Genomic DNA, 26,167 nt, shown 5'->3' with positions numbered 1-26,167 from the left:
CTTTCATTCACCCCTCAACTCTACTCAATAAATAAAAAGAAAGAAGAAAAACTTCGACCGACGTACACTCAGGACGCCTCCGTTAGTGGAGCCCGTCCGAATTAAGCGACTGTATGGATGAAGGTTTTTTTCTGTATTCAATAACTTTTTCAAGATTTTCTTCCCATCCTGTTAGAATTTCCCAAAATTCAAACATTATACGTTATGGGTTCAAATTCCATGCATAAAGGCTGAAAAAAAGACTTGACATTTTTACTAACTAAAGACATGTGTCCCATCTTAATACTGACATTTTTTAATAATATCACATTTGAAATGTCAAGTCAAACAAATTCCCACGTATATTCACAAGAGATTTACTTAGTCGCTTTAAGAATGCGGTAGCCTTTGTCCTTCGAAACCTCTACCACTTCACTATACATGGTTTCCAGCTTCTTCACTGCCGATGGCGACCCTTGCTTCTTCTGAATTACAACCCATAGAGAGCCCCCAACTTTCAAGCAATCGTATGCATCCACGAAAATCTTATGGACCGTTTCTTTCCCCGCACGGATCGGCGGATTGGTCAGAACAGCGTCAAACTTCTTATCCTTCACCTTTTCCAACAGATCACTTTGCAGAATAGTGACATTGGTAATACCATTTCGCCGCGCATTTTCTGCCGAAAGTTCAACTGCTCTTTCATTGATGTCGAGCATTGTCACATGTCCTTTCGGACACATCACTGCTGCACTCAGCCCCATCGGCCCGTAGCCACAGCCCACATCGAGAACACTAGCATCTTCCGATAGTTCCATCGTTTCTATTAAATGCTTACTTCCATAATCGACACCTTTTTTAGAAAACACACCCGCATCTGTTAAAAACGTATATGTCTTACCACGAAGCATTTCCTGCGTTGTATGGACATCGCTTTTTACGGTCGGCTTTTGTGTGTAGTAATGCTCTGACACGTTTGAATTCCCTCCTTTTCTACCTATAGGAAAATCCAATAACCACGTGCGTTCCTAAGGCTTTCCTAAGGGTAAAAACTTAGGCACAATAAACAGCAATGCCGTTCATATCCTGTGAACTACCGTACTTAAATGTTGAAAAAAACCTCTTGAAGTCAAGCTTCAAGAGGTTTCCTAAGAAAAAGAAATTACTTAACTTCTACGGAAGCGCCAGCTTCAGTAAGCTTAGCTTTAACAGCGTCTGCTTCTTCTTGGCTAACTTTTTCTTTAACTGCTTTTGGAGCTCCGTCAACAAGGTCTTTCGCTTCTTTCAGGCCAAGACCTGTGATTTCGCGAACTACTTTGATTACGTTGATTTTGGATGCGCCAGCGCTTGTCAAGATAACGTCAAACTCAGTTTGAGCTTCTTCAACTGCTACTGCTGCGCCGCCGCCTGCTGCTACTGGAGCTGCTGCAGTTACGCCAAACTCTTCTTCAATTGCTTTAACCAGGTCGTTCAATTCCAAGATTGTCATGCCTTTGATTGCTTCTAGGATCGTTGCATTTGTGCTCATGGTTAAACCTCCATTATCATTAATAAATTAGTTTTTTGTTTGTAAAACAGGGAGTGCGTTAAAATTAAGCTTGACCTTCAGCTTCTTTTTTCTCTGCAACTGCTTTAACAGCAAGAGCAAAGTTACGAACTGGAGCTTGAAGAACGCTAAGCAACATGGAGAGAAGACCATCTCTGGATGGAAGTTCTGCAAGTGCTTTGATTTCAGCGGATCCAACTACGCGGCCTTCGACCACGCCAGCTTTCACGCTCAATTTATCGTTCTTTTTCGCAAATTCAGTCAAGATTTTAGCTGGGGAGATTACATCGTCTTTGCTGAAAGCAATAGCTGTTGGTCCTGTTAGGAACTCATCCAACTCAGTCAGTTCAGCGTTAGCCGTTGCGCGTCTCGCCAGGGAGTTCTTAAGAACTGTAAATTCGATACCAGCTTCACGTAAGCTTTTGCGCAGCTGAGTTACTTGAGCTACGTTCAAACCACGGTAATCTGCCACGACTGTACAAGAACTAGCTTTGAACTTTTCAGTTACTTCAGCTACTGCTAGTTCCTTCTCTGCAAGAATTTTCGCGTTTGCCATAGTACACCTCACTTCTTATGCATTTATCTTTCAAGATCGCAAACAGTAGGAGCATTAGCATTTCTTATCTATGAATAAGAAATGCCTTCGTAGACGCTACGAAGGCATGATGTGTTCACTTTTTCCCTGATGTACAAAGAAATCGTTATATATATCATAACACCTCGGTAGGAAATTAAGCTTTACAGCACCTACTGTCTACGGTTTGCATATTCATTTTTAGGACCTTTGATAGAGTATCACGCCCAGCAACCGAAGTCAACTGGTAGCTTTTACTTATCTGAAGGATGACAGGTTCACACGTACGCTTGGACCCATTGTGGAAGATACAGCAATGTTCTTAAGGTAAACACCTTTAGCCGCTGCTGGTTTCGCACGAACAAGTGCATCAACCAATGCTTTGAAGTTTTCGTTCAACTTGTCTGCATCGAAAGATACTTTACCAAGTGGAGCATGAATTTGACCTGCTTTATCAAGACGGTATTCGATTTTACCAGCTTTGATCTCTTGAACAGCTTTAGTAACGTCGAAAGTAACTGTTCCTGCTTTAGGGTTTGGCATTAAACCTTTACCCCCGAGGATACGACCCAGTTTACCAACTTCGCTCATCATGTCCGGAGTAGCTACGCAAACATCGAACTCGAACCAACCTTGTTGAATTTTGTTGATCATGTCTGCATCACCAACAAAATCTGCACCAGCTGCTTCAGCCTCTTTTGCTTTCTCGCCTTTTGCAAATACGAGAACGCGTTTTGTTTTACCAGTACCGTGTGGAAGTACAACAACACCACGAACAGCCTGATCTTGTTTTCTTGGGTCTACACCCAGACGAACTGCAACATCTACAGTTTCATCGAATTTAGCAGGAGCTGTTTTCTTAACAAGCTCGATTGCTTCTGACGGATCATACAAAGTTTCAGCATTTACAAGCTGAGCTACTTCGCGGTATTTTTTACCGTGTTTAGGCATAATATTTATCCTCCTTAGTGGTATTAGCGGATAATCCTCCCACCGAGCGACCTCCATGTTTTCGTAGAAAACACTTCTGTAGGCTTCGAGCTTACACAGTCGCATTCCTTGCGGAATTAATCTTCGATGACGATTCCCATGCTGCGAGCAGTACCCTCAACCATACGCATTGCAGCCTCAACGGATGCAGCATTTAGGTCAGGCATTTTTTGTTCAGCGATTTCGCGAACTTTAGCGCGTTTCACAGTTGCAACTTTCTTCTTGTTCGGTTCACCTGATCCTTTTTCGATACCAGCAACGACGCGAAGAAGAACTGCAGCCGGAGGCGTTTTAGTGATGAATGTAAAGGAACGGTCTTCGAAAACTGTGATTTCAACTGGAATGATTAGACCAACTTGATCAGCAGTACGAGCGTTAAACTCTTTACAGAAAGCCATGATGTTCACACCTGCTTGACCCAATGCTGGACCGATCGGTGGTGCTGGATTTGCTTTCGCAGCTTGAACTTGTAGCTTCACGATTTTAATAACCTTTTTTGCCATGATAGACACCTCCTTGCAGTAATATAGGAGTCTTCGACGAATCAAAGCCTCGCTATTCAGGAAACTAATGCGATCCCACTAACGTAGGTCTATCCCAAGGAATAGACCTGGTAGACCCTTTTGGTTGTCATGCCCTTAGAGTTTTTCCACTTGGTCGAAATCGAGCTCAAGCGGTGTTTCTCTTCCGAACATGTTGACATGTACCTTCAGTTTACCCTTATCGGCAATAATCTCTTCGACAGAGCCAACAAAGTTTGCAAATGGACCCACCTTGACGCGTACGGTTTCTTTCAGTTCGAAGTCAATTACTTCCTTCGGTTCTTCCATTCCCATATGCTTCAGAATCGATTCAACTTCCTCAGGTAATAATGCAGTTGGTTTAGAGCCAGATCCTGTAGAACCTACGAATCCAGTTACTCCTGGCGTATTACGTACTACGTACCATGAGTCGTCGGTTTGAATCATTTCCACGAGAACATACCCTGGATAAACTTTACGCATAACGACTTTTTTCTTGCCGTCTTTGTTTACCAGTTCTTCTTCCATAGGCACAAGCACACGGAAGATCTTGTCCGTCATTTCCATAGACTCAACGCGCTTCTCTAAGTTGGCTTTCACTTTGTTCTCATACCCTGAATAGGTATGTACGACGTACCATCTTTTTTCCATGAATAAATTCACCTATAGTCCTGTTTATTTAAAAACAAGGCGCAGCAACTCAGAAATTCCTAGATCCAGCACAAAAAAATAAATAGCAACAAAAGTTACTGTACCTATAACGACAAGCGTATAAGTAGTCATCTCTTTGCGACTTGGCCACTTGACCTTTTTGAGTTCTGACCAACTGTCGGTGAAGAAGGAAAAAGTGGATCCGAAGCTTTGTCTCATTCTAGCCAAGAACGCCACAAACTACACCTCCAAAGAACTACCTAGTCTCGCGATGAGCAGTATGTTCATTGCAAAATTTGCAATATTTCTTCAACTCAATACGGTCGGGATTGTTGCGCTTATTTTTAGTGGATGCATAGTTTCTTTGTTTGCAATTTGTGCACGCTAATGTGATGATGACCCGCATGATGTACACCTCCTACAGACACTTTCTAATTAAAGCCCTTCTAAGCGCATCAAAAAGAAAGCGACTTTTAGGGCTACCTGAAACACTTTATCACAACTGCCCCCCGAGTGTCAAGGTAGAAGTCTCACAAATGCAAGAGTATCACCAGTATAGGCTCTCCCGAGGGTTACTAAACATACTAAGAAAGAAAAACACCCGTACAGCTCATGCGGCACGGGCATTTCTATAAATCTCTGACTTCCAAATACCGCTCAAGCTTACGCTTAACACGTTGGAGAGCATTGTCAATTGACTTCACATGGCGATCGAGATCCACAGCAATTTCTTGATAGGATCTGCCATCGAGATAGAGCATAAGCACTCTACGCTCTAAGTCACTTAAAATCTCTCCCATTTTATCTTCAAGTCCCGTAAACTCTTCTTGATTAATAACCAATTCCTCGGGATCTGTTACCCGGGAGCCGCTAATAACATCGAGCAGTGTACGATCAGAATCTTCATCATAGATGGGCTTATCCAAGGACACGTAGGAATTAAGAGGTATATGCTTTTGACGAGTTGCTGTCTTAATCGCCGTGATGATCTGCCGCGTGATACACAGTTCAGCAAAGGCTTTGAATGAAGCAAGCTTGTCTCCTCGGAAGTCGCGGATAGATTTATATAAACCTATCATACCTTCCTGCACAATATCTTCTCGGTCTGCACCTATCAAAAAATAAGAACGTGCTTTGGCACGAACAAAATTCTTATACTTGTTGATAAGATATTCCAAAGCTTCGCTACTGCCTTCACGGACGGCTTCGACAATGTCTTCATCTGGCTTGAGGTCATAATCATACATTCTCAGTTCTTTGAGGTCGACACTCACCAACAATCCCTCCGGCCTGCAAGACTACCCAGATTTCACTATAAAAGTTAGGTTAAGTATACATGATGAAATCTCACACCGTCAACGGGGAACCCCACCATTTCTAGCATTTGGAGGATTTACTCCCCTCTTCGCCATCGTTCTAACTTCGCTTTCATCTCGTCACTCAGCTTGCCTCCGAATGGATTTCGTTTAGTTGTCGTCTCAGATACTATGCGTTCACGAACCTCTTTACGATTCTGTTTAATTTTCACTAGCAATTCTTTCGCGGGCATGCGGAGCGCTCCCTTACCAAATATGACATGCTGCTCAATCATATCTGATGTCGCCACGAATATTTCCTTGCGCCTTCCCATCAGATTTGTAACCAATCGCTCGATTCGCTCATCTGCGGTTTCCTTCTCTTTGGTATAGAGCACAGCTAGTTTATTCTGCACGTATTTCTTGCCCAGTCCAGGTACCATGTAGGCATCAAAAACTAAATAGACCTTCATACCTGAAAAGGATTGAAATTCTGCAAGCATATGGATCAAACCGTCACGTGCACCTTCAAGATCGGTATCCTTTAATTTACTCAACTCAGGCCAAGCACCGATAATGTTGTAGCCATCTACAATTAGGATCTGTTCCATCCCATTTAGCTCTTATTGCGCTGTCTTACCACTTCATACATCAATACACCCGCGGCAACAGAGGCATTCAATGAATTAACATGTCCCGCCATTGGCAGCTTGACTAAGAAGTCGCATCTTTCTTTAATGAGTCGACCCACACCTTTACCTTCGTTTCCAATAACTAAGGCAATCGGAATCGAAAAGTTGGCTTTATAGACGTCTTGAGCAGCCGTGACATCCGTACCTGCAACCCAAACACCTTGTTCCTTTAATTGCTCAATCGTTTGCGAAATATTCGTCACACGTGCCACTGGCACATACTCAACTGCGCCCGCAGATGTTTTGGAAACTGTTGCCGTTAACCCTACGGACCGGCGCTTCGGTATAATCACTCCGTGAACCCCCGTACAATCGGCTGTACGCAGAATAGAACCTAGATTATGCGGATCTTCAATTTCATCGAGTATCAAAATGAACGGCTCTTGCCCCAGCGCTTTCGCTTTGGCTAAGATATCCTCCACTTCTACATAGGCATACGCTGCAACTTGTGCAACGACGCCTTGATGCTGGAGCCCCTCCGCCATTTGATCCAGCTTACGCTTGTCCGTAAACTGGACAATAATGCCTAGATTCTTGGCTTCTGCCACAATCGGTCCTGCGAATTGCTTCTGAGCACCTTCGGCAATCCATATTTTATTAATCGTCCGTCCGGCACGAAGCGCCTCCAATACGGAGTGCTTCCCGCCGATAATATCTTCATCCATCCTAATTCCTCCTAAAAGTACGTGCGAACGCTTGTCTATTTCTGTTTATCATTAAACGAGATTGCGAAGTCTAATATCTCTTTCAATCGCTCAAAGGATTGTTTGTAATATAAATATCCGATTAAGCACTCAAACGCGGTGCTGTGCCGGTATTCCAGCACATCCGCGTTTTTGGCTGTTGTTCCTGACTTGGCATTACGCCCCCGCTTCACGATGTCTACTTCTTCTTCCGTCAGTGTGGGCATCAAGGCCGTCAATAATCTGGACTGCGCTTTGGCAGACACAAAACCTGTTGAAGCCTTATGCAAATGATTAGGGCGATGATTCGCCCCCGAGATAACGTATTGTCGGATGTAGACTTCATATACCGCATCCCCAATATACGCAAGCACTAGCGGATTTAATAAATGCGGACTTTTCGATGGCGGGAACGAAAATAAGTTAGCATTCAGATTCATTTCGGTCATTTGCGGCGCCAGCGGATACCCTGTGGTGTATCTTCAAGGAATATCCCTTTCTCCGTCAGCAAATCACGGATTTCATCCGCGCGTGCCCAATTCTTCGATTTCCGTGACTCCGTACGTTCAACGATCAACTGCTCGATCTCTTCATCCAGCAATTCATCTGCTTGTTGTGAAAGAATGCCCAGCGTTGCATCGAATGCTTCTAGCTGTTCCATGTACAATTTTACTGCATTCGCATGTACCCGCTCCTGTTGCAAGTACAAATTCGCTTCCGCAACAAGATCGAACACCGCGGTAATTGCATCCGGCGTATTGAAATCATCATTCATTTTATCCACGAATTGTTTCGAAATTGCCTGCAGTTTATCTGTAATTCCCGCTTCAACTTCGCCAGTAGCAGATGCTGTAGCTAGTCGGTGCTTCATATTATCATAAGCGTTCTGAATCCGTTCCAACGCATTCGCCGCTTGCTTCAAACTCTCATCACTGAAATTAAGTGGATTTCGATAATGAGCCGATAACATGAAGAAACGGAATACTTGCGGTTTAATCTGTTTAACTAGATCGCGAATTAAAATACCATTTCCGAGTGATTTCGACATTTTCTCATTATCGATATTTAGAAAAGCATTGTGCAACCAATAATTGGCCATTGGATGACCGGTTACCGCCTCGGTTTGAGCAATCTCACATTCATGGTGAGGGAACGTTAAATCTTGCCCGCCTCCGTGAATATCAATCGTTTCACCCAAATATTTGCGCACCATCGCGGAGCACTCAATATGCCAGCCTGGGCGACCTTGGCCCCAAGGGCTATCCCAATAAATCTCACCTGGTTTCGCCGCTTTCCATAGGACAAAGTCCTGTGGATTTTCTTTGCGTTCATCCACCTCAATACGAATTCCGTGCTGAAGCTCTTCCAGATTTTGTTTAGAGAGCTTGCCGTAATCCGTGAATTTAGAAGTCCGATAATAGACATCGCCGCGAGCTTCATAAGCGAAATCCTTCTCTACAAGCGCAGCAATGAATTCGATGATTTCTTGAATGTTCTCCGTTACACGCGGATTCTGCGTGGCATCATGAACACCCAGAGATTGGATATCTTCTAAGAATGCCGCGATGAACGTTTCAGCAAGTTCTGGTACAGAAACTGCCATCTCTTCGGCTTTGCGAATCATTTTATCATCCACATCGGTAAAGTTCGTAATATAGTTGACTTCATACTGCTGCGATTCCAAATAACGGCGAACCACGTCGAAAAATATTACAGGCCGTCCGTTGCCAATATGAATATAGTTGTATACGGTTGGACCACATACGTACATCTTCACTTTGCCAGGTTCAATCGGAACAAACTCTTCCTTCTTGCGCGTTAAGGTATTATATACTTTGAGTGTCATGTTCTCCTCAATTCTCCATTCTGCTTCCGTTCTTCTTCCAATTGGAATTTCAACTCATTAATTTGATTCTGTAATTCTTGGAAAATATCGACGATCGGATCGGGCAAATTACCATGATCTAATCTATTCACACGGACACCGTCTCGCTTCACAAGTTTAGCAGGTATCGTGACGACCGTGCTATTGGATGGAACCTCCTGAATCACTACTGCATTAGAGCCAATACGTGAGTTTTCACCTACGAGGAAGGAACCGAGAATTTTGGCACCAGAACCAATAACTACATTATTGCCAATTGTTGGATGTCTCTTACCTTTCTCTTTCCCCGTTCCACCTAAAGTTACACCTTGGTACAAGATCACATCATCCCCGATCTCGCAGGTTTCCCCGATGACAACACCCATCCCATGGTCAATAAACAACCTTCTGCCAATTGTTGCTCCTGGATGGATTTCAATGCCTGTCATGAATCGGCTTATTTGAGAAACGATACGTGCCAGGGTAAACATCCTTCTTGTATAAAACCAATGTCCAATCCGATGCGACCAAATCGCATGAAGTCCCGAATACGTAAAAACAACCTCAAACCAACTGCGCGCTGCGGGGTCATTATCGAATACGGCGGATATATCAGATTTGATCGTTGACCACATATGCTCACCTTCTTGCCTAGAATGATGTTGGAATAAAATAAAAAAAGCCCCTGCAGCCCTAAGGCTGCAGAGGCGTGGTTATCGCGGTTCCACTCTGCTTGGTGACTCGGAAGTCTCCCAACTCAAACCCGTAACGTGGGTGTTCCGGCTGCGCCTACCCTACTCGGTGAGTATTCGGCGCGGCTGCTCCCAGGTGCATTTCTGATTACAAGGATTGGATAACTCACAGCCAAAGCCTTACGGCCTTGATTATCCTCTCTGACAAATCCTCACTTAACCATACTCTCCTGATCATGGCATTTCGTATTCTATTTACGTTAAGTATAGCGAAAAGAACCTCGCTTTACAATAAGCTCTGAAGACGTGAAACGACTTTTTCTTTCCCAAGTAGGAAAAGGGACACATTCAGATCCGGTCCATGGACTTGACCCGTCAACGCGGAGCGAACAGACATGAACAGCTGCTTCCCTTTGAAGCCTGTTTCCTTCTGTACTGCTTTAAGCAACGCCGGCATGGCTTCAACTGTGAAAGCTTCTGCTTGCTCGACTTGAGCTAAGAAACTAGTCAGCACAACAGGGACATGCTCTTCTTTCAATACAGCAGCCGCTTCATCATCGATGACCAGCTCCTCTTTGAAGAAGATCGCAGACAATTCCACGATTTCAGCCGCGTAGCGCATTCTTTCTTGATTAAGGCTAACGAGTGCCTCTACCCATGCCCCAGTAGCAGCATCCAAGTCACCTTGTTGCAGGTAGCCGACTTTGCGCAAATGCGGTACGCATAGGTCAACAATGCGGGATAGCGGAGCTTTTTTTAGATACGCATTGTTCATCCAATTTAATTTATCCATATCAAACACAGCCGGGCTCTTGGATACACGATCCAGATCAAACAGTTCGATTAATTCTTCCTTCGTGAACATCTCTTCTTCCCCGCCTGGTGACCAACCTAGCAATGCGATAAAGTTAAGCACCGCTTCTGGCAAATAACCAAGCTCTTTGTACTGCTCGATAAACTGGATGATGGACTCATCTCGTTTGCTCATCTTTTTACGATCCGGATTCAAAATCAAAGCTAAATGCGCGAAGTCAGGAATCGGCATATCCAACGCTTCGTACATCAGAACTTGTCTTGGCGTATTGGATAGATGTTCTTCCCCACGAATAACCAAGTTGATTTTCATCAAGTGATCATCCACAATAACGGCAAAGTTGTAGGTCGGGATCCCATCTGGGCGCGCAATAATGAAATCGCCAATCCCATTGGAATCGAATTCCACATGTTCGCGAACTTTGTCTTCGATGGAAATGATACGATCTGCTGGCACACGGAAACGCGTTGAAGGCACACGGCCTTCCGCTTGATACGCCGCGATTTGCTCAGGCGTCAAATTACGGCATTTGCCGGAGTAGCCGCCCATTTCTCCGCTTGCCTCTTGCTCAGCGCGCTCTTGCTCTAGATCTGCTTCTGAGCAATAGCAACCGTAGGCGTGACCGCTCTGTAACAGTTTATCAAGGTAGGTCTTGTAGATATCAAGTCTCTCCATCTGACGGTAAGGACCATAAGGGCCTCCGATATCCACACTTTCATCCCATTCTAGGCCAAGCCATCTCAGACCATTCAACTGGTCTTCGATACCTGACTCCTTATGACGCGTTTGATCCGTATCTTCAAAACGCACAACAAATGCGCCGCCGTTCTTACGAGCTAATAGATAATCAAAAAGTGCCGTACGGGCACCTCCAATATGTAAATGTCCAGTCGGACTAGGTGCATAACGCACGCGTAAAGGCTGACTCATCGTTGTATCCCCTTTTCTTCTTCCATGCATGAATACCTGCTATTTTATCACATCGCGAATTAAACAAACAACCGATTGTGCGGCAATTCCCTCACCACGGCCCGTAAATCCAAGCCATTCTGTCGTCGTCGCTTTGACATTGACTTGGTCGATCTCGGCTTCTAGCGCCGCTGCGATAATTTCAGCCATTTGCGGGATGTAAGGCAGCATCTTAGGCTTCTGTGCAATGATGGTGGAATCCGCGTTCCCCAGCTTATAGCCCTTCTCTTTTGCCAGTTGCCATACCCGCTTCAACAAGACTAAACTATCCGCATCTTTGTACTCGGCAGCTGTATCCGGGAAATGCTTTCCGATATCGCCAAGACCGAGTGCGCCTAAGATCGCATCACTAATCGCGTGCAACAGCACGTCCGCATCGGAGTGTCCCAGCAACCCTTTCTCATAAGGAATCGTTACACCTCCAATGATGCACTTACGTCCTTCTACCAGTTGATGAACATCGAATCCATTTCCTACACGAATCATGTGCGTTCCTCTCCCCTTACGTTATGTAAAATCCATTCTGCCCAAGGTAAATCTTCTGGGGTCGTTATTTTGATATTATAATAGTCCCCTTCTACTACATGCACCGCTGCGCCCAAACGCTCCACTAAACTCGCGTCATCTGTCCCCATGAACTTATCCTGTTGGGCCTTCTCGTGCGCCTCCTGTAGGAGAGAAAGACGAAAAGCCTGCGGCGTTTGGATGGCCCACAAGCTTCGTCTATCCGGTGTTGATTGAATGCGCTTATCTGCTGCATCCACAACTTTAATTGTATCCTTGACGGGAACGGCTAAGACAGCTGCCCCTATTTCTTGTGCCTTTTTCAGGCAATCGAACATATGTTCTTTTTTTACGAAAGGGCGAACACCGTCATGCACAAGCACCCATTGCGTACCCTCTTGCAAGGCATGGAGACCTTGTCTAACGGAATCTTGCCGCTCTGCGCCACCCGCCAGCACACATGTTACCTTCGTAAGTGCATAACTCGTGACATAGCCGCTACAGCGAGCCACATCATCTGCACCCACAACGAGAATAATTTCATCCACTTCATGTATGTTTTGAAATAATTGCAAGGTATGTACCAGAATTGGCTTCTTTCCCAGTTGCAGGTATTGTTTGCTTTCTGCTGTACCCATGCGCGAACCTTTGCCCGCTGCTACGATGATAACTCCTAGCTTCCCCATTAGTCCTCCAACTTGGCGCTTCCAAACGAAAGCTTTCTTCGTAATCATAAGCCCAAGTCAACTTGAAAGAGCTATGTTACATCTCCTTATCATACTGGTTTTACTGTGCTTTTTCCAATAGTTTTGGTTTCGCAAAAATCATTCGACCCGCCGAAGTCTGAAGCACACTCGTTACCATCACTTCCAGCGTCATACCGATGAAATCACGTCCGCCTTCAACAACGATCATCGTACCATCATCGAGATAAGCTACACCTTGTCCATGTTCCTTGCCGTCTTTAATGACTTGAACAATAATTTCTTCTCCCGGTAGGACAACTGGCTTCACCGCATTCGCAAGATCGTTGATATTGAGCACCGATACACCTTGAAGTTCACATACTTTGTTCAGGTTAAAATCGTTCGTAATTACTTTCCCTTGAAGCACCTTGGCTAAGCGCACCAGCTTGCTGTCCACTTCGGCGATTTCTTCGAAATCCCCTTCGTAAATGAGGACCTTGACTTCAAGTTCTTTTTGGATTTTGTTCAAAATGTCCAGTCCGCGACGCCCACGGTTTCGCTTCAGTAAATCTGATGAGTCTGCAATATGCTGCAGCTCTTCCAATACGAACTCTGGAATAACCAAGGTTCCTTCGATAAATCCAGTTTTGCAAATATCTGCGATCCGGCCATCGATGATGACACTCGTATCCAAAATCTTATGTTCCTCGTACGGACGATGGGTCTGCTTCTCAGGACCTCCAGATCTGCTCTTCGCAATGACCTGCACAAGTTCTTCCCGCTTGCTGTAACCGATACGGAAGCCCATAACGCCCAATACAGCCGATACAAGGAAAGGCAAGAATGGCCCTGCCCATTTAGCTTGCTCAAGCACAGGAAATAACATGACTGAAACCAATAGCCCAATCACGAGTCCTAATGTACCAGATAGCAAATCCGACACGGGAATATCCGTGACATTGCGCTCGCCTCTCATCAGCAAGTTCATGCCAATGTTAGCTACCCACGCTGAAATCAAAAACATCCCTACTGCACATAAGCTATTAATCCAAAATACTTGTCCTGCTTGACTTGTCACATCCGTCGTTTGTAGGAACGAATCGCTCCACCTATAACCTAAACTGCCACCCATGATAGCTAAAATGATTTGTACCCATTTCTTCATCACAGATTCACCTCCTGCATCAACTTTTTTTGAGCCTTATTACAATTATGTTCCAATTTATGCAACGTTAATCACTTCTTTAGTGGGAAAATTGAAATATTAGAGGGCATCCATTATAATGAAATGGAAGTTACCAACCTACCCGAGGTGGATGGAATGAGCTCCTTGACTTTAAAGCAGTTTCAAGATCAAGTGTCTGAATTGTTACTCCGTCACCGTAGTCTGCTTGATGTCTTATCCAAATTTCAACAGTCAGGCGCAGCTGCCAACCGTTCCGTGGTGAAATCCATTACTGAATGTGGATGTATTCAGGTTCATGCAGCTAAGCAAGAGTATCATCCAGAGATGACCCTGGATGAGGCTAAGGATGTTCTCGGCACCCATGTATCTGGTCACTTATGTGAACAATGCATTGAGGTCGTTAGTAGCGAACTAGGTAGGAATCTCTTCTACATGTCTGCGCTAAGTAACATTCTTGATATTAATTTGGAGCAAGTCGTTGAGAATGAATCAAAGAAATGTACAACACTGGGCCTATTCAACATGTCATGATGATGAAAACAAAAAAAAGCATTTATTTTCTTCCTGAAAATCAGGAGAAAATAAATGCTTTTTATTTCCGAACAATGCGCTTACACGTCAGATTTCACTGAATTCGTGTCATCCACGCCACGTCTTTTGTTCTTTCTGCGAAGATTACGGAGACGGATGAAGTATCCATCAACGTTTTTTTTTAGGCCGTAAAGAGCGTACATCAAAAGCGGCACGAAAATCATTTTGGAAATGGACTCAGGCCATTTAATTGCAATCAAAATCGCTGCTGCAACGATAATTGGCGTAATCCAAATCGCTGCTTTAGGAATACCCGCCTTTTTGAAGTTCGGATATTTCACTGTGCTGACCATTAAGTATGACAATAGAACTGTACTTACAAGAAGCACATAGACGTTAATATCGTTCACGAAAAGAGCTAACGTACAAAGAACACCGCCTGCTGCTGGAATCGGTAAACCGATGAAATAGCCAGGCGTACCGGCAACAACATTGAATCTAGCTAACCGCAGCGCTCCACAGATCGGGAAGATCGCTGTGACAATCCAAGCAAAAGCTGGGCTAATGACGGTAGGATCATTAAATGCAACTACATACATGATGAAAGCAGGAGCGACACCGAAAGAGATCACATCGGATAAGGAGTCTAATTCTTTACCGAACTCACTTTGAGCGTTCAACGCTCTCGCAACACGTCCATCGAGTCCATCCAATAGCATAGCGACAATGACAAGAACGGCAGCGATGCCATGTTCTCCACTGAAGGCTAGGATAATCGATAGTACGCCTAGGAATAAGTTCCCTACTGTAAAGAGACTGGGAATTGACTTTGTTAACATATGTTTTTGTCCACCTCTGGATTTACTATACCCTAAACTTGACTACATGAAACCTTAACAATGATACTTTATGATTGTATCCACTTTAAATATGTCTGTCAATGAACACTTGTTCCTGAATTCTTTTGAGACCTTCCTTAATGGCGCGGGCTCTCACTTCTCCGATTCCGTCAACTTCATCCAATTCCTCGATCGTCGCCATCATCATGTGTGGCAAGTAGCCAAACTTCTCCACTAGATTACCAATAATGATGGATGGTAACCGCGGGATTTTGCCTAAAATGCGGAAGCCACGTGGGGAAACTGGCTCTTCAGCAATCGAATTGGTATGAGAATACCCTAGCAAGCGAATAATTTGCTGGGGCTCTAGCAGCTCATCAGATGACAGACGCTTCAAACCAGCCTGCATCTCCTTGACTCTTTCTTCGGATAATTCTCTTACATAATCTTTTACGAGCAAACGCGCCTCAAGTTCCGCATTGCCAACAAGTTCTTCTAATTGCATGCTAATTAAGCGTCCCTCATTGCCAAGTTCATTAATATATCGATTAATTTCCGCTTTAATGCGTAAAACCATCTCAAATCTGGCAATGACATTGGTAATATCATGCAGGGTTACTAGTTCCTCAAACTCCGAGGCACTCAGATTCGTTAAAGACTGATCCAAAACAACCTTGTACCGCTCCAACGTTTGGATTGCTTGATTCGCTTTGGTGAGGATGACACCGATATCCTTCAACGCATACCTTAAATTACCTTGATAAAGTGTAATGACATTCCGCCGCTGTGAAATGGACACAACTAATTTATTCGTTTGCTTCGCCACACGCTCAGCTGTCCGGTGTCTAATCCCCGTTTCTGACGAAGATATAGAGGAATCCGGGATCAACTGGGTGTTCGCATAAAGGATGCGCTTAATGTCCTCGCTGAGGATAATCGCACCATCCATTTTGGCAAGCTCATACAAATAGTTAGGCGAGAAATCGCAATTGATGGAGAACCCTCCATCTACAATTTCAGTTACCTCAGAACTGAAACCTACAACGATCAGCCCACCTGTTTTGGCGCGTAAGACATTCTCCAAACCATCACGAAATGGTGTACCAGGTGCTACCAGTTGGAGCAATTGGCTCATCACATCTCGTTTCATCTCTTCTTTACTCATCATTTTCCTCCTGAAGGCTTATAGCTTGCAGAACTCACGCTAACCCAGCGCTGCTTTCAATGCCTCAGCCACCGTGTTTACCCCAATAATCTCCATGCCTTTCGGATGTGTCCACCCCTTCAAACTTTTCTCAGGCATAATCACTCTACGGAAACCAAGCTTCTCTGCTTCCTTCACACGTTGATCAATCCGAGATACGCCGCGGACTTCTCCTGTTAAACCGATTTCACCGAACACAACATCAAATGGTTGCGTCGGTTGATCTCGGAAACTGGATGCGATACTAATGGCGATCGCCAAATCCACGGCTGGTTCATCCAGCTTGATTCCACCTGCCACGTTGAGATAAGCATCTTGATTTTGCAAGAACATGCCCATACGTTTCTCTAACACTGCGATAATTAAGGAGAGACGATTGTGATCAACCCCCGTCGCCATCCTTCTCGGAGATGGAAAATTCGTCGAGGAGACGAGTGCTTGAATCTCCACTAAAACGGGACGAGTCCCCTCCATACTTGCAACAACAGCAGAACCAGCCACACCAAGTGGCCTTTCCGATAGAAATAACTCCGATGGGTTGTTAACTTCTACGAGACCAACCTCTTGCATTTCAAAGATACCAATTTCATTTGTTGAGCCAAAACGGTTCTTTACCGCTCTTAACACACGATAGGAATGGTGCCGCTCCCCTTCAAAGTAGAGAACACAATCGACCATATGCTCTAGCATTCTAGGCCCCGCTATTGCCCCTTCCTTCGTCACGTGCCCGACAAGGACCGTTGCAATTCCCTTACCCTTAGCTATTCTCATAAAATGGCCTGTGCATTCTCGAACCTGCGATACGGTTCCAGGCGCCGAAGTGATCGCCGGGTGAAATACCGTTTGGATCGAGTCAATGACGAGAAAGTCAGGATTCGTTTCTTGTATAGCTTCCTCGATAAGTTCGAGGTTCGTCTCACATAATACGTATAGCAGCGGAGATGACGCATTTAAACGATCGGCGCGAAGCTTGGTCTGCTTAATGGACTCTTCTCCTGATATATAAAGGACTTTTTGCTGGGCTTGTGTGAGTTCGAAGGACGTTTGCAGAAGCAAGGTTGATTTCCCGATACCGGGATCTCCACCAACGAGGATAAGTGATCCAGGGACGATACCTCCACCTAGGACCCGATTTAATTCTTTATTGCTTGTGACAACTCTCGGTTCAGAGCTGCTTTCTATATGTATGATGGGGATCGCTTTTTCTTTCGTTTTGGGGATCGAAGATGTCATACCCTGCGTACGAACGACTGTTTCAATTTCTTCCACCATCGTATTCCATGACTGACAACCTGGACATTTACCCATCCATTTCGGTGAATCATAGCCGCATTCTTGACAGCTAAATTTGGTTTTTTGTTTACTCATAGAAGAAGTTGCTCCTTAACATGGGGGATATCCTTTTTGGCTATCCTTACCAATAAAGTTTACCATTTTTATGTTTCTCATGAAAGTGCTGAAACAAAATAAACGACTACACCGTCCAGTTAGGACAGGAGCGTTTATCTAGAAATATTGCTGGCTTAAATAAAAAGCATCTCACCCCACCCTCATCGGATGAAGTGAAATGCTTCTTCACTTTCTCTTATTTCGTTAATGAGACGCCTTCGCCCTTAAGGACAACCAGCTCCCCTTCATTCTCATCAATCGTGAGTGAATCACCTTTGGAAATATTACCTCTCAGCAATTCTTCCGATAGGCGATCTTCGATATGCTTCTGGATCGCTCTGCGTAATGGACGCGCACCGTAGGTTGGATCAAATCCTTCCTTGGCCAGGAACATCTTCGCTTTATCCGTTAACAAGAAATCAACCTCTTGCTCTTTCAGACGCTTGCGCAGATCATCAGCCATTAAGCTAACGATTTGAGCAATGTGTGCTTCATCCAAAGAGTGGAACACGATGATTTCATCAATCCGGTTAAGGAACTCAGGACGGAAGCTTTTCTTCAACTCACCCATAACCTTGTCTTTCATATTCGTATAGTCTCTTCCAGCATCAAGTGCAGCTGTGAAGCCAAGCGAGGAGTTTTTCTTAATCATGTCCGCGCCGACGTTGGAAGTCATAATGATTAGCGTATTACGGAAATCAACGGTACGCCCTTTGGAATCCGTTAAACGACCATCCTCTAACACTTGCAACAGGATGTTGAACACCTCAGGATGTGCTTTCTCGATTTCATCGAGCAGGACAACGGAGTATGGTTTGCGGCGAACTTTCTCAGTTAGCTGACCGCCTTCTTCATAACCCACATAACCTGGAGGCGCCCCTACCAAACGGGAAGTCGAATGCTTCTCCATGTACTCGGACATATCGATACGAACAACGGCGTTGTCATCTCCGAAGAGGGATTCTGCTAGCGCACGTGCAAGCTCGGTTTTACCAACACCCGTTGGTCCTAAGAAAATGAAGGAACCCATCGGACGCTTCGGATCTTTCAGACCTGCTCTTGCGCGGCGGATCGCACGACTCACAGCTTTAACTGCTTCTTCTTGTCCAATGACGCGCTCATGAAGGATATCTTCCATTTTGAGCAAACGGTCGGTTTCTTCCTCAGCAAGCTTGCTGACCGGGATTCCCGTCCAACTCGCTACGATTTGTGCGATATCATCTGGTGTTACTTCTGTATCCAGACGACCTTGTTTCTCTTTCCACTCATTCTTCGTCGAGTCTAGCTCTTCGCGAAGCTTTTGCTCCGTATCACGAAGGCCTGCAGCTTTCTCGAACTCTTGGCTCTGAACCGCTGCATCTTTCTCTTTACGGATGTTTTCTAGCTTGCTTTCAAGCTGCTTCAAGGAAGGTGGTGTCGTGTAAGAACGCAATCTTACTTTGGAACTCGCTTCATCGATCAAATCGATCGCTTTATCCGGTAAGAAACGATCCGTGATGTAACGATCCGACAGCTTAACAGCTTCTTGAATCGCAGCATCGGTGATTTTCACACGGTGATGCGCTTCATAGCGATCACGCAAGCCATACAGAATCTGAACAGCTTCTTCAGGTGATGGTTGATCTACCGTAATCGGTTGGAAACGACGCTCAAGTGCAGCATCTTTCTCAATGTATTTGCGGTACTCATCTAGCGTTGTAGCACCAATACATTGAAGCTCTCCCCTAGCAAGTGCCGGTTTCAGGATGTTAGAAGCATCAATTGCCCCTTCTGCTCCGCCAGCGCCAATCAAGGTGTGAAGCTCATCAATGAACAAGACGATATTGCCCGCTTGACGAATTTCGTCCATGATTTTTTTGAGACGATCTTCGAATTCACCGCGATACTTCGTTCCTGCAACAACAGAACCCATATCCAGCGTCATAACGCGTTTATCTTTTAACGTTTCCGGAATTTCATTGTTAATGATTTTCTGTGCAAGGCCTTCCGCAATCGCTGTTTTACCAACCCCAGGTTCGCCGATGAGTACAGGGTTGTTTTTGGTTCTGCGACTCAATACTTGAATTACACGCTCAATCTCTTTGCTACGGCCGATAACTGGGTCCAAATGTCCTTCTTTGGCATACGCAGTCAGATCTCTTGCCAGACCATCCAATGTAGGCGTGTTCACATTTGGATTGGTACCATGACTAGGTGACACTGTTTCGCTGCTGCCTAGCAGCTGAAGAACTTGTTGACGTGCCTTATTCAAGGAAACACCAAGATTATTAAGAACTCTTGCTGCTACGCCCTCACCCTCACGGATAAGTCCGAGCAAAATATGTTCAGTCCCCACATACGTGTGACCTAATTTTCTCGCTTCATCCATCGAAAGCTCGATCACTTTCTTAGCTCTAGGTGTGTATGCAATGTTGGTCGGCTGTTCTTGTCCTCTGCCAATTAGAGATTCGACTTCATCTTGAATTTTCTCAAGACCTAGGCCGAGCGCAACGAGTGCTTTAGCAGCAATGCCTTCACCTTCACGAATAAGTCCTAGTAAAATGTGCTCTGTTCCAATATTGTTATGTCCTAATCGAACAGCCTCCTCTTGAGCAAGAGAAAGCACCTTCTGCGCACGTTCCGTAAATCTGCCAAACATCATAGCGAACACCTCCAAAAGTAGTATATCTATGGAATTCCTAAAGGATGAATCTTATCTCACTTCTTTTTTCTTATACCCTGCCAAACTTCTCGCGAATCAGTTCCGCCCGTCTCATATCTCGCTCTTCCGCATTTAGCTTCTCGCCCGCATATTGCTGAAGAAAACCAGGTTGCGTCATGACCAGTAGTTCATTGAGAACATGAGAGGATACATTGTTGATGATACCCACGTCAATACCCAGTCTTACATCTGACAACCGCTGTGCCGCTTCCTTAGAGTCCATAATCCCCGCATAGGATAGAATACCAAGGGACCGATTCACACGATCAATAATCCGCATTCTAGACTCTTGTAATAGCTTATGTCTGGCGGCGCGTTCATGCTCTATAATTTGCCTGGCCACACTATATAAATTATCAATGATCTCTTCTTCCGATTGACCTAACGTAATTTGATTAGAGATTTGGAATAGATTACCTAAAGCTTCGCTACCTTCCCCATATAATCCTCTAACCGTCAACCCAACTTGTGTAACTGCGGATAAAATACGATTAATTTGCTGACTAAGCACTAGCGCAGGAAGGTGCATCATAACCGAAGCACGAATCCCTGTGCCCACATTAGTCGGGCAGCTCGTGAGGTAGCCTCTTTTTTCATCGTATCCGTAATCCATCTGTGTTTCAAAAATATCATCAATCTGGTTGGCCAGATCCCAAACCTCTTTAATCTGGAAACCAGGACATAAACATTGTATGCGAAGATGATCCTCTTCATTGATCATGATACTGATTGATTCATTATCGCTTAAAATAACGGCCCCATTCCTGGATTCGTTAGCTAGATTAGGACTTATTAAATGTTTCTCCACTAGCACCATTCGCTCGAGCTCATTCAGCTCCGCGAGTGGAATGAGCGAGAAGTTGCTTATCGTCTCCAACTCTTCATTCTCAAGAACACCAGATAACTGTTCCAGCACTTCCTGTGATTGTTGATTGGTCGCGAGCATAGGATATGGATAATCTCTCAGGTTACGAGCAATACGGATCCGACTGCTTATGACAATATCCGACTCTGGTCCCTCACCTTTCATCCATTCACTCAAAGCATCTCCTGTAAACCGCTGTAATGTCACTGGATTCACACTCCCTTACAAACTTACATACCCGCAATTTTCTTCTCAATCTCACGAATTTGGTCACGTATCTGGGCAGCCTGCTCGAACTCTTCGCTCTCGATACAGGTCATCATATCTTTCTTCAAAAGATCGATTTCACGTTTGCTTTGAATAATACCGCCACTTCGCTTGGGAACTTTCCCTACATGCACGATATTCCCATGAACTCGCTTGAAAAGAGGATCAAGTTTGACCGAAAAGCTTTGATAACAGGACCCACAACCAAACCGACCTAATTTACTGAATTGCGAGTACGTAAGACCGCAGTTATCACAGCGGATAGCCTGAGACTTCGCCGCGGACAATGGTTCAAAATCAAGTAAACCTGAAAGTAAATTGTGAATCGAAAAGCCGTTCGACGTTCCTGGAATCATCTCGCCCTTCTCGCGGGCACAATTCTCACAAATGTGGAACTCGTTCTTGTCTCCATTCACAATCTTCGTGAAGTGAAGAGTCGCCGGTCGTTTCCCGCATTCCTGACAAACCATTCCATCTGCCTCCTTATCTGCTAAGCAAGGATATCAGCATTGCTTTGAGAATCTTAGCCCGAATTTCATCGCGCAGCGGGAGTTTAAAGGTCAATACATCTCTGGATATCGCTGCCCGAATCAGGTTAGCTTCTCTGGTGGAAATATAATGCCCCTCTTGCAATTGATAAATGAGCCCCTCTGAGGTGACTTGATCAATGTGGGTATGAATCGTACGGAAAATGTGATCTAGAATAGATCCATGACTCTTGAGCTCGATCTTCTGAATCCGAATATAACCGCCACCACCGCGTTTGCTCTCCACCACATAGCCTTTTTCCAAGGTGAACCTTGTACTAATGACATAATTGATTTGAGAGGGCACGCATTGAAACTGGTCCGCCAAATCGTTCCGTTGAATCTCGATAGCCCCTTCCGTACTTTGTTGCAAGACATGCTTCAAATACTGTTCAATAATTTCTGATACATTGCGCATCAATTCGGCCTCCCAGATTTCTAGAAGTAAATTGACTTTGACTTTCTTTGACCTTAACTAAATTATAATCATTTCCTTTCTTTTTGACAAGTACTGCTCTAAAAAGTCTCTCCCTACAAATCCGATAGCCATATGTGAACCTTACTATTGTTGACCTTACCTAGGGATTTATTCGATGTATAAATAAGAAAAGCGGCTATTTCCTTTCTTTTAACAGAATTAGGAGCACATATAAACACAAAAAAACCTTCCTGAGATTTCTCTCAAAAAGGTTTCATCTTCTGCTTGGCAACGTTCTACTCTCCCAGAACCCTGCGGTTCAAGTACCATCGACGCTGGAAGGCTTAACGGTCGTGTTCGAGATGGGAACGCGTGGATCCCTTCCGCCATCATCACCAAACAGTCAAAGCGTTTGTTTGCGCCTTGAAAACTAGATACGAAACTTCAACGTAAAGTACTTACTTAGGAATTTTGGTTAAGCCCTCGACCGATTAGTATTCGTCAGCTGCATACGTTGCCGCACTTCCACCTCGAACCTATCAACCTCGTCGTCTACAAGGGGTCTTACATACTGGGAAATCTCATCTTGAGGGGGGCTTCGCGCTTAGATGCTTTCAGCGCTTATCCCCTCCGTACATAGCTACCCAGCGATGCCTCTGGCGAGACAACTGGTACACCAGCGGTACGTCCATCCCGGTCCTCTCGTACTAAGGACAGCTCCTCTCAAATTTCCTACGCCCGCGACAGATAGGGACCGAACTGTCTCACGACGTTCTGAACCCAGCTCGCGTACCGCTTTAATGGGCGAACAGCCCAACCCTTGGGACCTACTTCAGCCCCAGGATGCGATGAGCCGACATCGAGGTGCCAAACCTCCCCGTCGATGTGGACTCTTGGGGGAGATAAGCCTGTTATCCCCAGGGTAGCTTTTATCCGTTGAGCGATGGCCCTTCCATTCGGTACCACCGGATCACTAAGTCCGACTTTCGTCCCTGCTCGACTTGTAGGTCTCGCAGTCAAGCTCCCTTATGCCTTTGCACTCTGCGAATGATTTCCAACCATTCTGAGGGAACCTTTAAACGCCTCCGTTACATTTTAGGAGGCGACCGCCCCAGTCAAACTGCCCACCTGACACTGTCCCCATACCGGATCACGGTACTAGGTTAGAACTCCGATACGATCAGGGTGGTATCCCAACGATGCCTCCACCCAAGCTGGCGCTCAGGCTTCAAAGGCTCCCACCTATCCTGTACAGATCGTACCAAAGTCCAATATCAAGCTGCAGTAAAGCTCCATGGGGTCTTTCCGTCTTGTCGCGGGTAACCTGCATCTTCACAGGTATTAAAATTTCACCGGATCTCTCGTTGAGACAGCGCCCAAGTCGTTACGCCATTCGTGCGGGTCAGAATTTACCTGACAAGGAATTTCGCTACCTTAGGACCGTTATAGTTACGGCCGCCGTTTACTGGGGCTTCAATTCATAGCTTCGGGGTTGCCCCCTAACCACTCCTCTTAACCTTCCAGCACCGGGCAGGCGTCAGCCCGTATACTTCGCCTTGCGGCTTCGCACAGACCTGTGTTTTTGCTAAACAGTCGCTTGGGCCTTTTCACTGCGGCCCCCTCGGGCTATTCACCCTACCGAGGCACCCCTTCTCCCGAAGTTACGGGGTCATTTTGCCGAGTTCCTTAACGAGAGTTCTTCCGCGCGCCTTAGAATTCTCTTCTCACCCACCTGTGTCGGTTTGCGGTACGGGCACCTTCGCCTGGCTAGAAGCTTTTCTTGGCAGTGTGAACTCATGACCTTCGGTACTTAAATTTCCCTCCCCATCACAGCCCAGCCTTACGATGTGCGGATTTGCCTACACACCAGCCTCACTGCTTGGACGAGCATCCATCAGCTCGCGTCACTATCCTTCTGCGTCACTCCATTGCTCATAACGGCTACGGTGGTACAGGAATTTCCACCTGTTGTCCATCGACTACGCCTTTCGGCCTCGCCTTAGGTCCCGACTTACCCTGAGCGGACGAGCCTTCCTCAGGAACCCTTAGGTTTTCGGCGGATCAGATTCTCACTGATCTTTTCGTTACTTATACCGGCATTCTCACTTGTATGCGCTCCACCTGTCCTTACGGTCAGAATTCAACGTACATACAACGCTCCCCTACCCATGCACATACGTGCAAGCCATAGCTTCGGTGGCGTGTTTAGCCCCGTTACATTTTCGGCGCAGAGTCACTCGACCAGTGAGCTATTACGCACTCTTTCAATGGTGGCTGCTTCTAAGCCAACATCCTGGTTGTCTGTGCAACTCCACATCCTTTCCCACTTAACACACACTTGGGGACCTTAGCTGATGGTCTGGGCTGTTTCCCTTTTGACAATGGATCTTAGCACTCACTGTCTGACTCCCGGATTTAAGTTTGTGGCATTCAGAGTTTGACTGGACTTGGTAACCCTTGGCGGGCCCCGCACCCAATCAGTGCTTTACCTCCACAACTCAACATCCGAGGCTAGCCCTAAAGCTATTTCGGGGAGAACCAGCTATCTCCGAGTTCGATTGGAATTTCTCCGCTACCCCCACCTCATCCCCGAATTTTTCAACATTCGTGGGTTCGGGCCTCCAGTGAGTGTTACCTCACCTTCACCCTGGACAGGGGTAGATCACACGGTTTCGGGTCTACGTCCACGTACTAAAGCGCCCTATTCAGACTCGCTTTCGCTGCGGCTCCGTCTTTTCAACTTAACCTCGCACGGGAACGTAACTCGCCGGTTCATTCTACAAAAGGCACGCCATCACCCATATAGAGGGCTCTGACTTTTTGTAAGCACACGGTTTCAGGTTCTTTTTCACTCCGCTTCCGCGGTGCTTTTCACCTTTCCCTCACGGTACTGCTTCACTATCGGTCACTAGGGAGTATTTAGCCTTGGCAGATGGTCCTGCCGGATTCCGACGGGGTTTCACGTGACCCGCCGTACTCAGGATACCTCTAGGAGTTTCGTTCGGTTTGGGCTACAGGGCTTTTACCTTCTATGCCGGACCTTTCCAGATCACTTCGCCTACCAAACTAACCCCATATCGAGGTCCTACAACCCCAAGGAGCAAGCTCCTTGGTTTGGGCTATTCCGCTTTCGCTCGCCGCTACTGACGGAATCACTTTTGTTTTCTTTTCCTCCAGGTACTTAGATGTTTCAGTTCCCTGGGTCTGCCTCTACTAAAGCTATGTATTCACTTTAGAGTAACTGCGCATTACCACAGCTGGGTTCCCCCATTCGGACATCCCCGGATCAAAGCCTGCTTACGGCTCCCCGAGGCATTTCGTCGTTCGCCACGTCCTTCTTCGGCTCCTAGTGCCTAGGCATCCTCCGTGTGCTCTTTCTAGCTTAACCTAGAAAAAACTTTAAAGATTTTTGTGTAAACCCTAAGGTCACACAACCTAAGTTCTTACTTTACGTTTTTGTTTCGTTATCTAGTTTTCAAGGAACAACTTGTTGATTCAATATCCTTTGCCCTATTTCAGCGGCGAAAGTTATCTTATCACATCTCATTGCTGCATTTCAAGTCGAAATTTCTTGGAAATTCCTGTCTTAAAATGTTGTTTTGGTGGAGCCAAGCGGGATCGAACCGCTGACCTCCTGCTTGCAAGGCAGGCGCTCTCCCAGCTGAGCTATGGCCCCAAACTTTACCCCAAAAAGTGAAGTGAAGCTTCGAGGTGAATTCCGATTACTTTCCGGGGACCCCGATTCTGGATACTTCAATATGAAGTTAAATGGTGGGCCCT

26 protein-coding genes, 2 tRNA genes, 2 rRNA genes and 1 other annotated feature (1 of these 31 running past the window's edge) are annotated in these 26,167 nt (G+C 45.5%); of the genes, 1 reads left to right on the top strand and 29 read right to left on the bottom strand.

The window, feature by feature from the left end:
- Positions 1-356: 356 nt before the first annotated feature.
- From ACSQ8O_RS03425 to ACSQ8O_RS03340, 18 genes are all read right to left on the bottom strand, one after another.
- Positions 357-953 carry a class I SAM-dependent methyltransferase gene (locus tag ACSQ8O_RS03425; protein WP_436240465.1) on the bottom strand — a complete coding sequence of 199 codons (597 nt, stop codon included), beginning with the start codon at positions 951-953 and terminating at the stop codon, positions 357-359.
- 188 nt (positions 954-1,141) lie between these two features.
- Complete coding sequence (gene rplL / locus ACSQ8O_RS03420; RefSeq protein ID WP_057313458.1) at positions 1,142-1,507, bottom strand: 50S ribosomal protein L7/L12; 366 nt, start codon at positions 1,505-1,507, stop codon at positions 1,142-1,144.
- 64 nt (positions 1,508-1,571) lie between these two features.
- Positions 1,572-2,081, bottom strand: coding sequence for a 50S ribosomal protein L10 (gene rplJ / locus ACSQ8O_RS03415; protein WP_236292821.1), 510 nt, complete (start codon positions 2,079-2,081; stop codon positions 1,572-1,574).
- Between the two features lie 68 nt (positions 2,082-2,149).
- Positions 2,150-2,303: a sequence feature (ribosomal protein L10 leader region), on the bottom strand.
- A gap of 54 nt (positions 2,304-2,357) precedes the next feature.
- Positions 2,358-3,050 (bottom strand): 50S ribosomal protein L1, encoded by a 693-nt coding sequence (rplA, locus tag ACSQ8O_RS03410; RefSeq protein ID WP_028557507.1) that lies wholly within the window; start codon positions 3,048-3,050, stop codon positions 2,358-2,360.
- 116 nt (positions 3,051-3,166) lie between these two features.
- Entirely contained in the window at positions 3,167-3,592 is a 426-nt protein-coding gene (gene rplK / locus ACSQ8O_RS03405) for a 50S ribosomal protein L11 (protein ID WP_028557508.1), read from the bottom strand.
- Between the two features lie 135 nt (positions 3,593-3,727).
- A complete protein-coding gene (gene nusG / locus ACSQ8O_RS03400; RefSeq protein ID WP_028557509.1) occupies positions 3,728-4,261 on the bottom strand; it encodes a transcription termination/antitermination protein NusG in 534 nt (177 codons plus the stop codon).
- A gap of 24 nt (positions 4,262-4,285) precedes the next feature.
- Positions 4,286-4,498: a preprotein translocase subunit SecE gene (gene secE / locus ACSQ8O_RS03395; protein ID WP_047683213.1), complete on the bottom strand. Its 213-nt coding sequence runs from the start codon at positions 4,496-4,498 to the stop codon at positions 4,286-4,288.
- Positions 4,499-4,517: 19 nt separating this feature from the next.
- Positions 4,518-4,667, bottom strand: coding sequence for a 50S ribosomal protein L33 (rpmG, locus tag ACSQ8O_RS03390; protein ID WP_079418041.1), 150 nt, complete (start codon positions 4,665-4,667; stop codon positions 4,518-4,520).
- Between the two features lie 223 nt (positions 4,668-4,890).
- Positions 4,891-5,535 carry an RNA polymerase sporulation sigma factor SigH gene (sigH, locus tag ACSQ8O_RS03385; RefSeq protein ID WP_028557511.1) on the bottom strand — a complete coding sequence of 215 codons (645 nt, stop codon included), beginning with the start codon at positions 5,533-5,535 and terminating at the stop codon, positions 4,891-4,893.
- Positions 5,536-5,654: 119 nt separating this feature from the next.
- Positions 5,655-6,167, bottom strand: a complete 513-nt coding sequence (locus tag ACSQ8O_RS03380; protein WP_436240464.1) for an NYN domain-containing protein — start codon at positions 6,165-6,167, stop codon at positions 5,655-5,657.
- 5 nt (positions 6,168-6,172) lie between these two features.
- Entirely contained in the window at positions 6,173-6,913 is a 741-nt protein-coding gene (gene rlmB, locus ACSQ8O_RS03375; RefSeq protein ID WP_436240463.1) for a 23S rRNA (guanosine(2251)-2'-O)-methyltransferase RlmB, read from the bottom strand.
- Between the two features lie 35 nt (positions 6,914-6,948).
- Complete coding sequence (locus ACSQ8O_RS03370; protein ID WP_436240462.1) at positions 6,949-7,380, bottom strand: Mini-ribonuclease 3; 432 nt, start codon at positions 7,378-7,380, stop codon at positions 6,949-6,951.
- Positions 7,377-8,777: a cysteine--tRNA ligase gene (gene cysS / locus ACSQ8O_RS03365; protein WP_436240461.1), complete on the bottom strand. Its 1,401-nt coding sequence runs from the start codon at positions 8,775-8,777 to the stop codon at positions 7,377-7,379. Before cysS ends, ACSQ8O_RS03370 begins: the two co-directional genes overlap by 4 nt.
- Complete coding sequence (cysE, locus tag ACSQ8O_RS03360; protein ID WP_056618342.1) at positions 8,774-9,430, bottom strand: serine O-acetyltransferase; 657 nt, start codon at positions 9,428-9,430, stop codon at positions 8,774-8,776. Before cysE ends, cysS begins: the two co-directional genes overlap by 4 nt.
- Before the next feature lie 343 nt (positions 9,431-9,773).
- Positions 9,774-11,231 (bottom strand): glutamate--tRNA ligase, encoded by a 1,458-nt coding sequence (gltX, locus tag ACSQ8O_RS03355; protein WP_436240460.1) that lies wholly within the window; start codon positions 11,229-11,231, stop codon positions 9,774-9,776.
- 39 nt (positions 11,232-11,270) lie between these two features.
- Entirely contained in the window at positions 11,271-11,756 is a 486-nt protein-coding gene (gene ispF / locus ACSQ8O_RS03350) for a 2-C-methyl-D-erythritol 2,4-cyclodiphosphate synthase (protein ID WP_436240459.1), read from the bottom strand.
- Positions 11,753-12,460, bottom strand: coding sequence for a 2-C-methyl-D-erythritol 4-phosphate cytidylyltransferase (ispD, locus tag ACSQ8O_RS03345; RefSeq protein ID WP_436240458.1), 708 nt, complete (start codon positions 12,458-12,460; stop codon positions 11,753-11,755). The genes ispF and ispD overlap by 4 nt, the downstream gene beginning before the upstream one ends.
- Before the next feature lie 100 nt (positions 12,461-12,560).
- A complete protein-coding gene (locus ACSQ8O_RS03340; RefSeq protein WP_056618349.1) occupies positions 12,561-13,628 on the bottom strand; it encodes a PIN/TRAM domain-containing protein in 1,068 nt (355 codons plus the stop codon).
- Positions 13,629-13,781: 153 nt separating this feature from the next.
- Between ACSQ8O_RS03340 and ACSQ8O_RS03335 the strand changes: the two genes are divergently transcribed.
- Entirely contained in the window at positions 13,782-14,177 is a 396-nt protein-coding gene (locus ACSQ8O_RS03335; RefSeq protein ID WP_056618352.1) for a hypothetical protein, read from the top strand.
- Between the two features lie 80 nt (positions 14,178-14,257).
- Here the strand turns inward: ACSQ8O_RS03335 and pssA are convergent, their stop codons facing one another.
- From pssA to ACSQ8O_RS03280, 11 genes are all read right to left on the bottom strand, one after another.
- Complete coding sequence (gene pssA, locus ACSQ8O_RS03330; protein ID WP_056618353.1) at positions 14,258-15,016, bottom strand: CDP-diacylglycerol--serine O-phosphatidyltransferase; 759 nt, start codon at positions 15,014-15,016, stop codon at positions 14,258-14,260.
- A gap of 85 nt (positions 15,017-15,101) precedes the next feature.
- The gene (gene disA, locus ACSQ8O_RS03325) at positions 15,102-16,181 is read right to left on the bottom strand and encodes a DNA integrity scanning diadenylate cyclase DisA (protein ID WP_082595602.1); all 1,080 of its coding nucleotides are present in this window, start codon (positions 16,179-16,181) and stop codon (positions 15,102-15,104) included.
- Positions 16,182-16,220: 39 nt separating this feature from the next.
- The gene (gene radA, locus ACSQ8O_RS03320) at positions 16,221-17,588 is read right to left on the bottom strand and encodes a DNA repair protein RadA (protein WP_056618365.1); all 1,368 of its coding nucleotides are present in this window, start codon (positions 17,586-17,588) and stop codon (positions 16,221-16,223) included.
- A 217-nt stretch (positions 17,589-17,805) separates the two neighbouring features.
- Positions 17,806-20,250 (bottom strand): ATP-dependent protease ATP-binding subunit ClpC, encoded by a 2,445-nt coding sequence (gene clpC, locus ACSQ8O_RS03315; protein WP_056618369.1) that lies wholly within the window; start codon positions 20,248-20,250, stop codon positions 17,806-17,808.
- Positions 20,251-20,320: 70 nt separating this feature from the next.
- Complete coding sequence (locus ACSQ8O_RS03310; protein WP_082595604.1) at positions 20,321-21,382, bottom strand: protein arginine kinase; 1,062 nt, start codon at positions 21,380-21,382, stop codon at positions 20,321-20,323.
- A gap of 23 nt (positions 21,383-21,405) precedes the next feature.
- Positions 21,406-21,912: a UvrB/UvrC motif-containing protein gene (locus ACSQ8O_RS03305; RefSeq protein ID WP_056618372.1), complete on the bottom strand. Its 507-nt coding sequence runs from the start codon at positions 21,910-21,912 to the stop codon at positions 21,406-21,408.
- Between the two features lie 13 nt (positions 21,913-21,925).
- On the bottom strand, positions 21,926-22,387 hold the full coding sequence (locus tag ACSQ8O_RS03300) for a CtsR family transcriptional regulator (RefSeq protein WP_056618373.1): 462 nt from the start codon (positions 22,385-22,387) through the stop codon (positions 21,926-21,928).
- 283 nt (positions 22,388-22,670) lie between these two features.
- Positions 22,671-22,787, bottom strand: a 5S ribosomal RNA gene (rrf, locus tag ACSQ8O_RS03295).
- A gap of 71 nt (positions 22,788-22,858) precedes the next feature.
- Positions 22,859-25,775: ribosomal RNA gene (locus ACSQ8O_RS03290) — 23S ribosomal RNA — on the bottom strand.
- Between the two features lie 212 nt (positions 25,776-25,987).
- Positions 25,988-26,063, bottom strand: a tRNA-Ala gene (locus tag ACSQ8O_RS03285).
- Positions 26,064-26,156: 93 nt separating this feature from the next.
- Positions 26,157-26,167, bottom strand: a tRNA-Ile gene (locus tag ACSQ8O_RS03280); it runs 66 nt beyond the window's last position.

It is taken from the genome of Paenibacillus sp. LjRoot56, assembly GCF_964253335.1.
GTDB classification, from domain to species: domain Bacteria; phylum Bacillota; class Bacilli; order Paenibacillales; family NBRC-103111; genus Paenibacillus_E; species Paenibacillus_E allorhizoplanae.
Note: the sequence above shows the minus strand (reverse complement) of the source record. Positions and strands in the feature narration are given on the sequence as shown.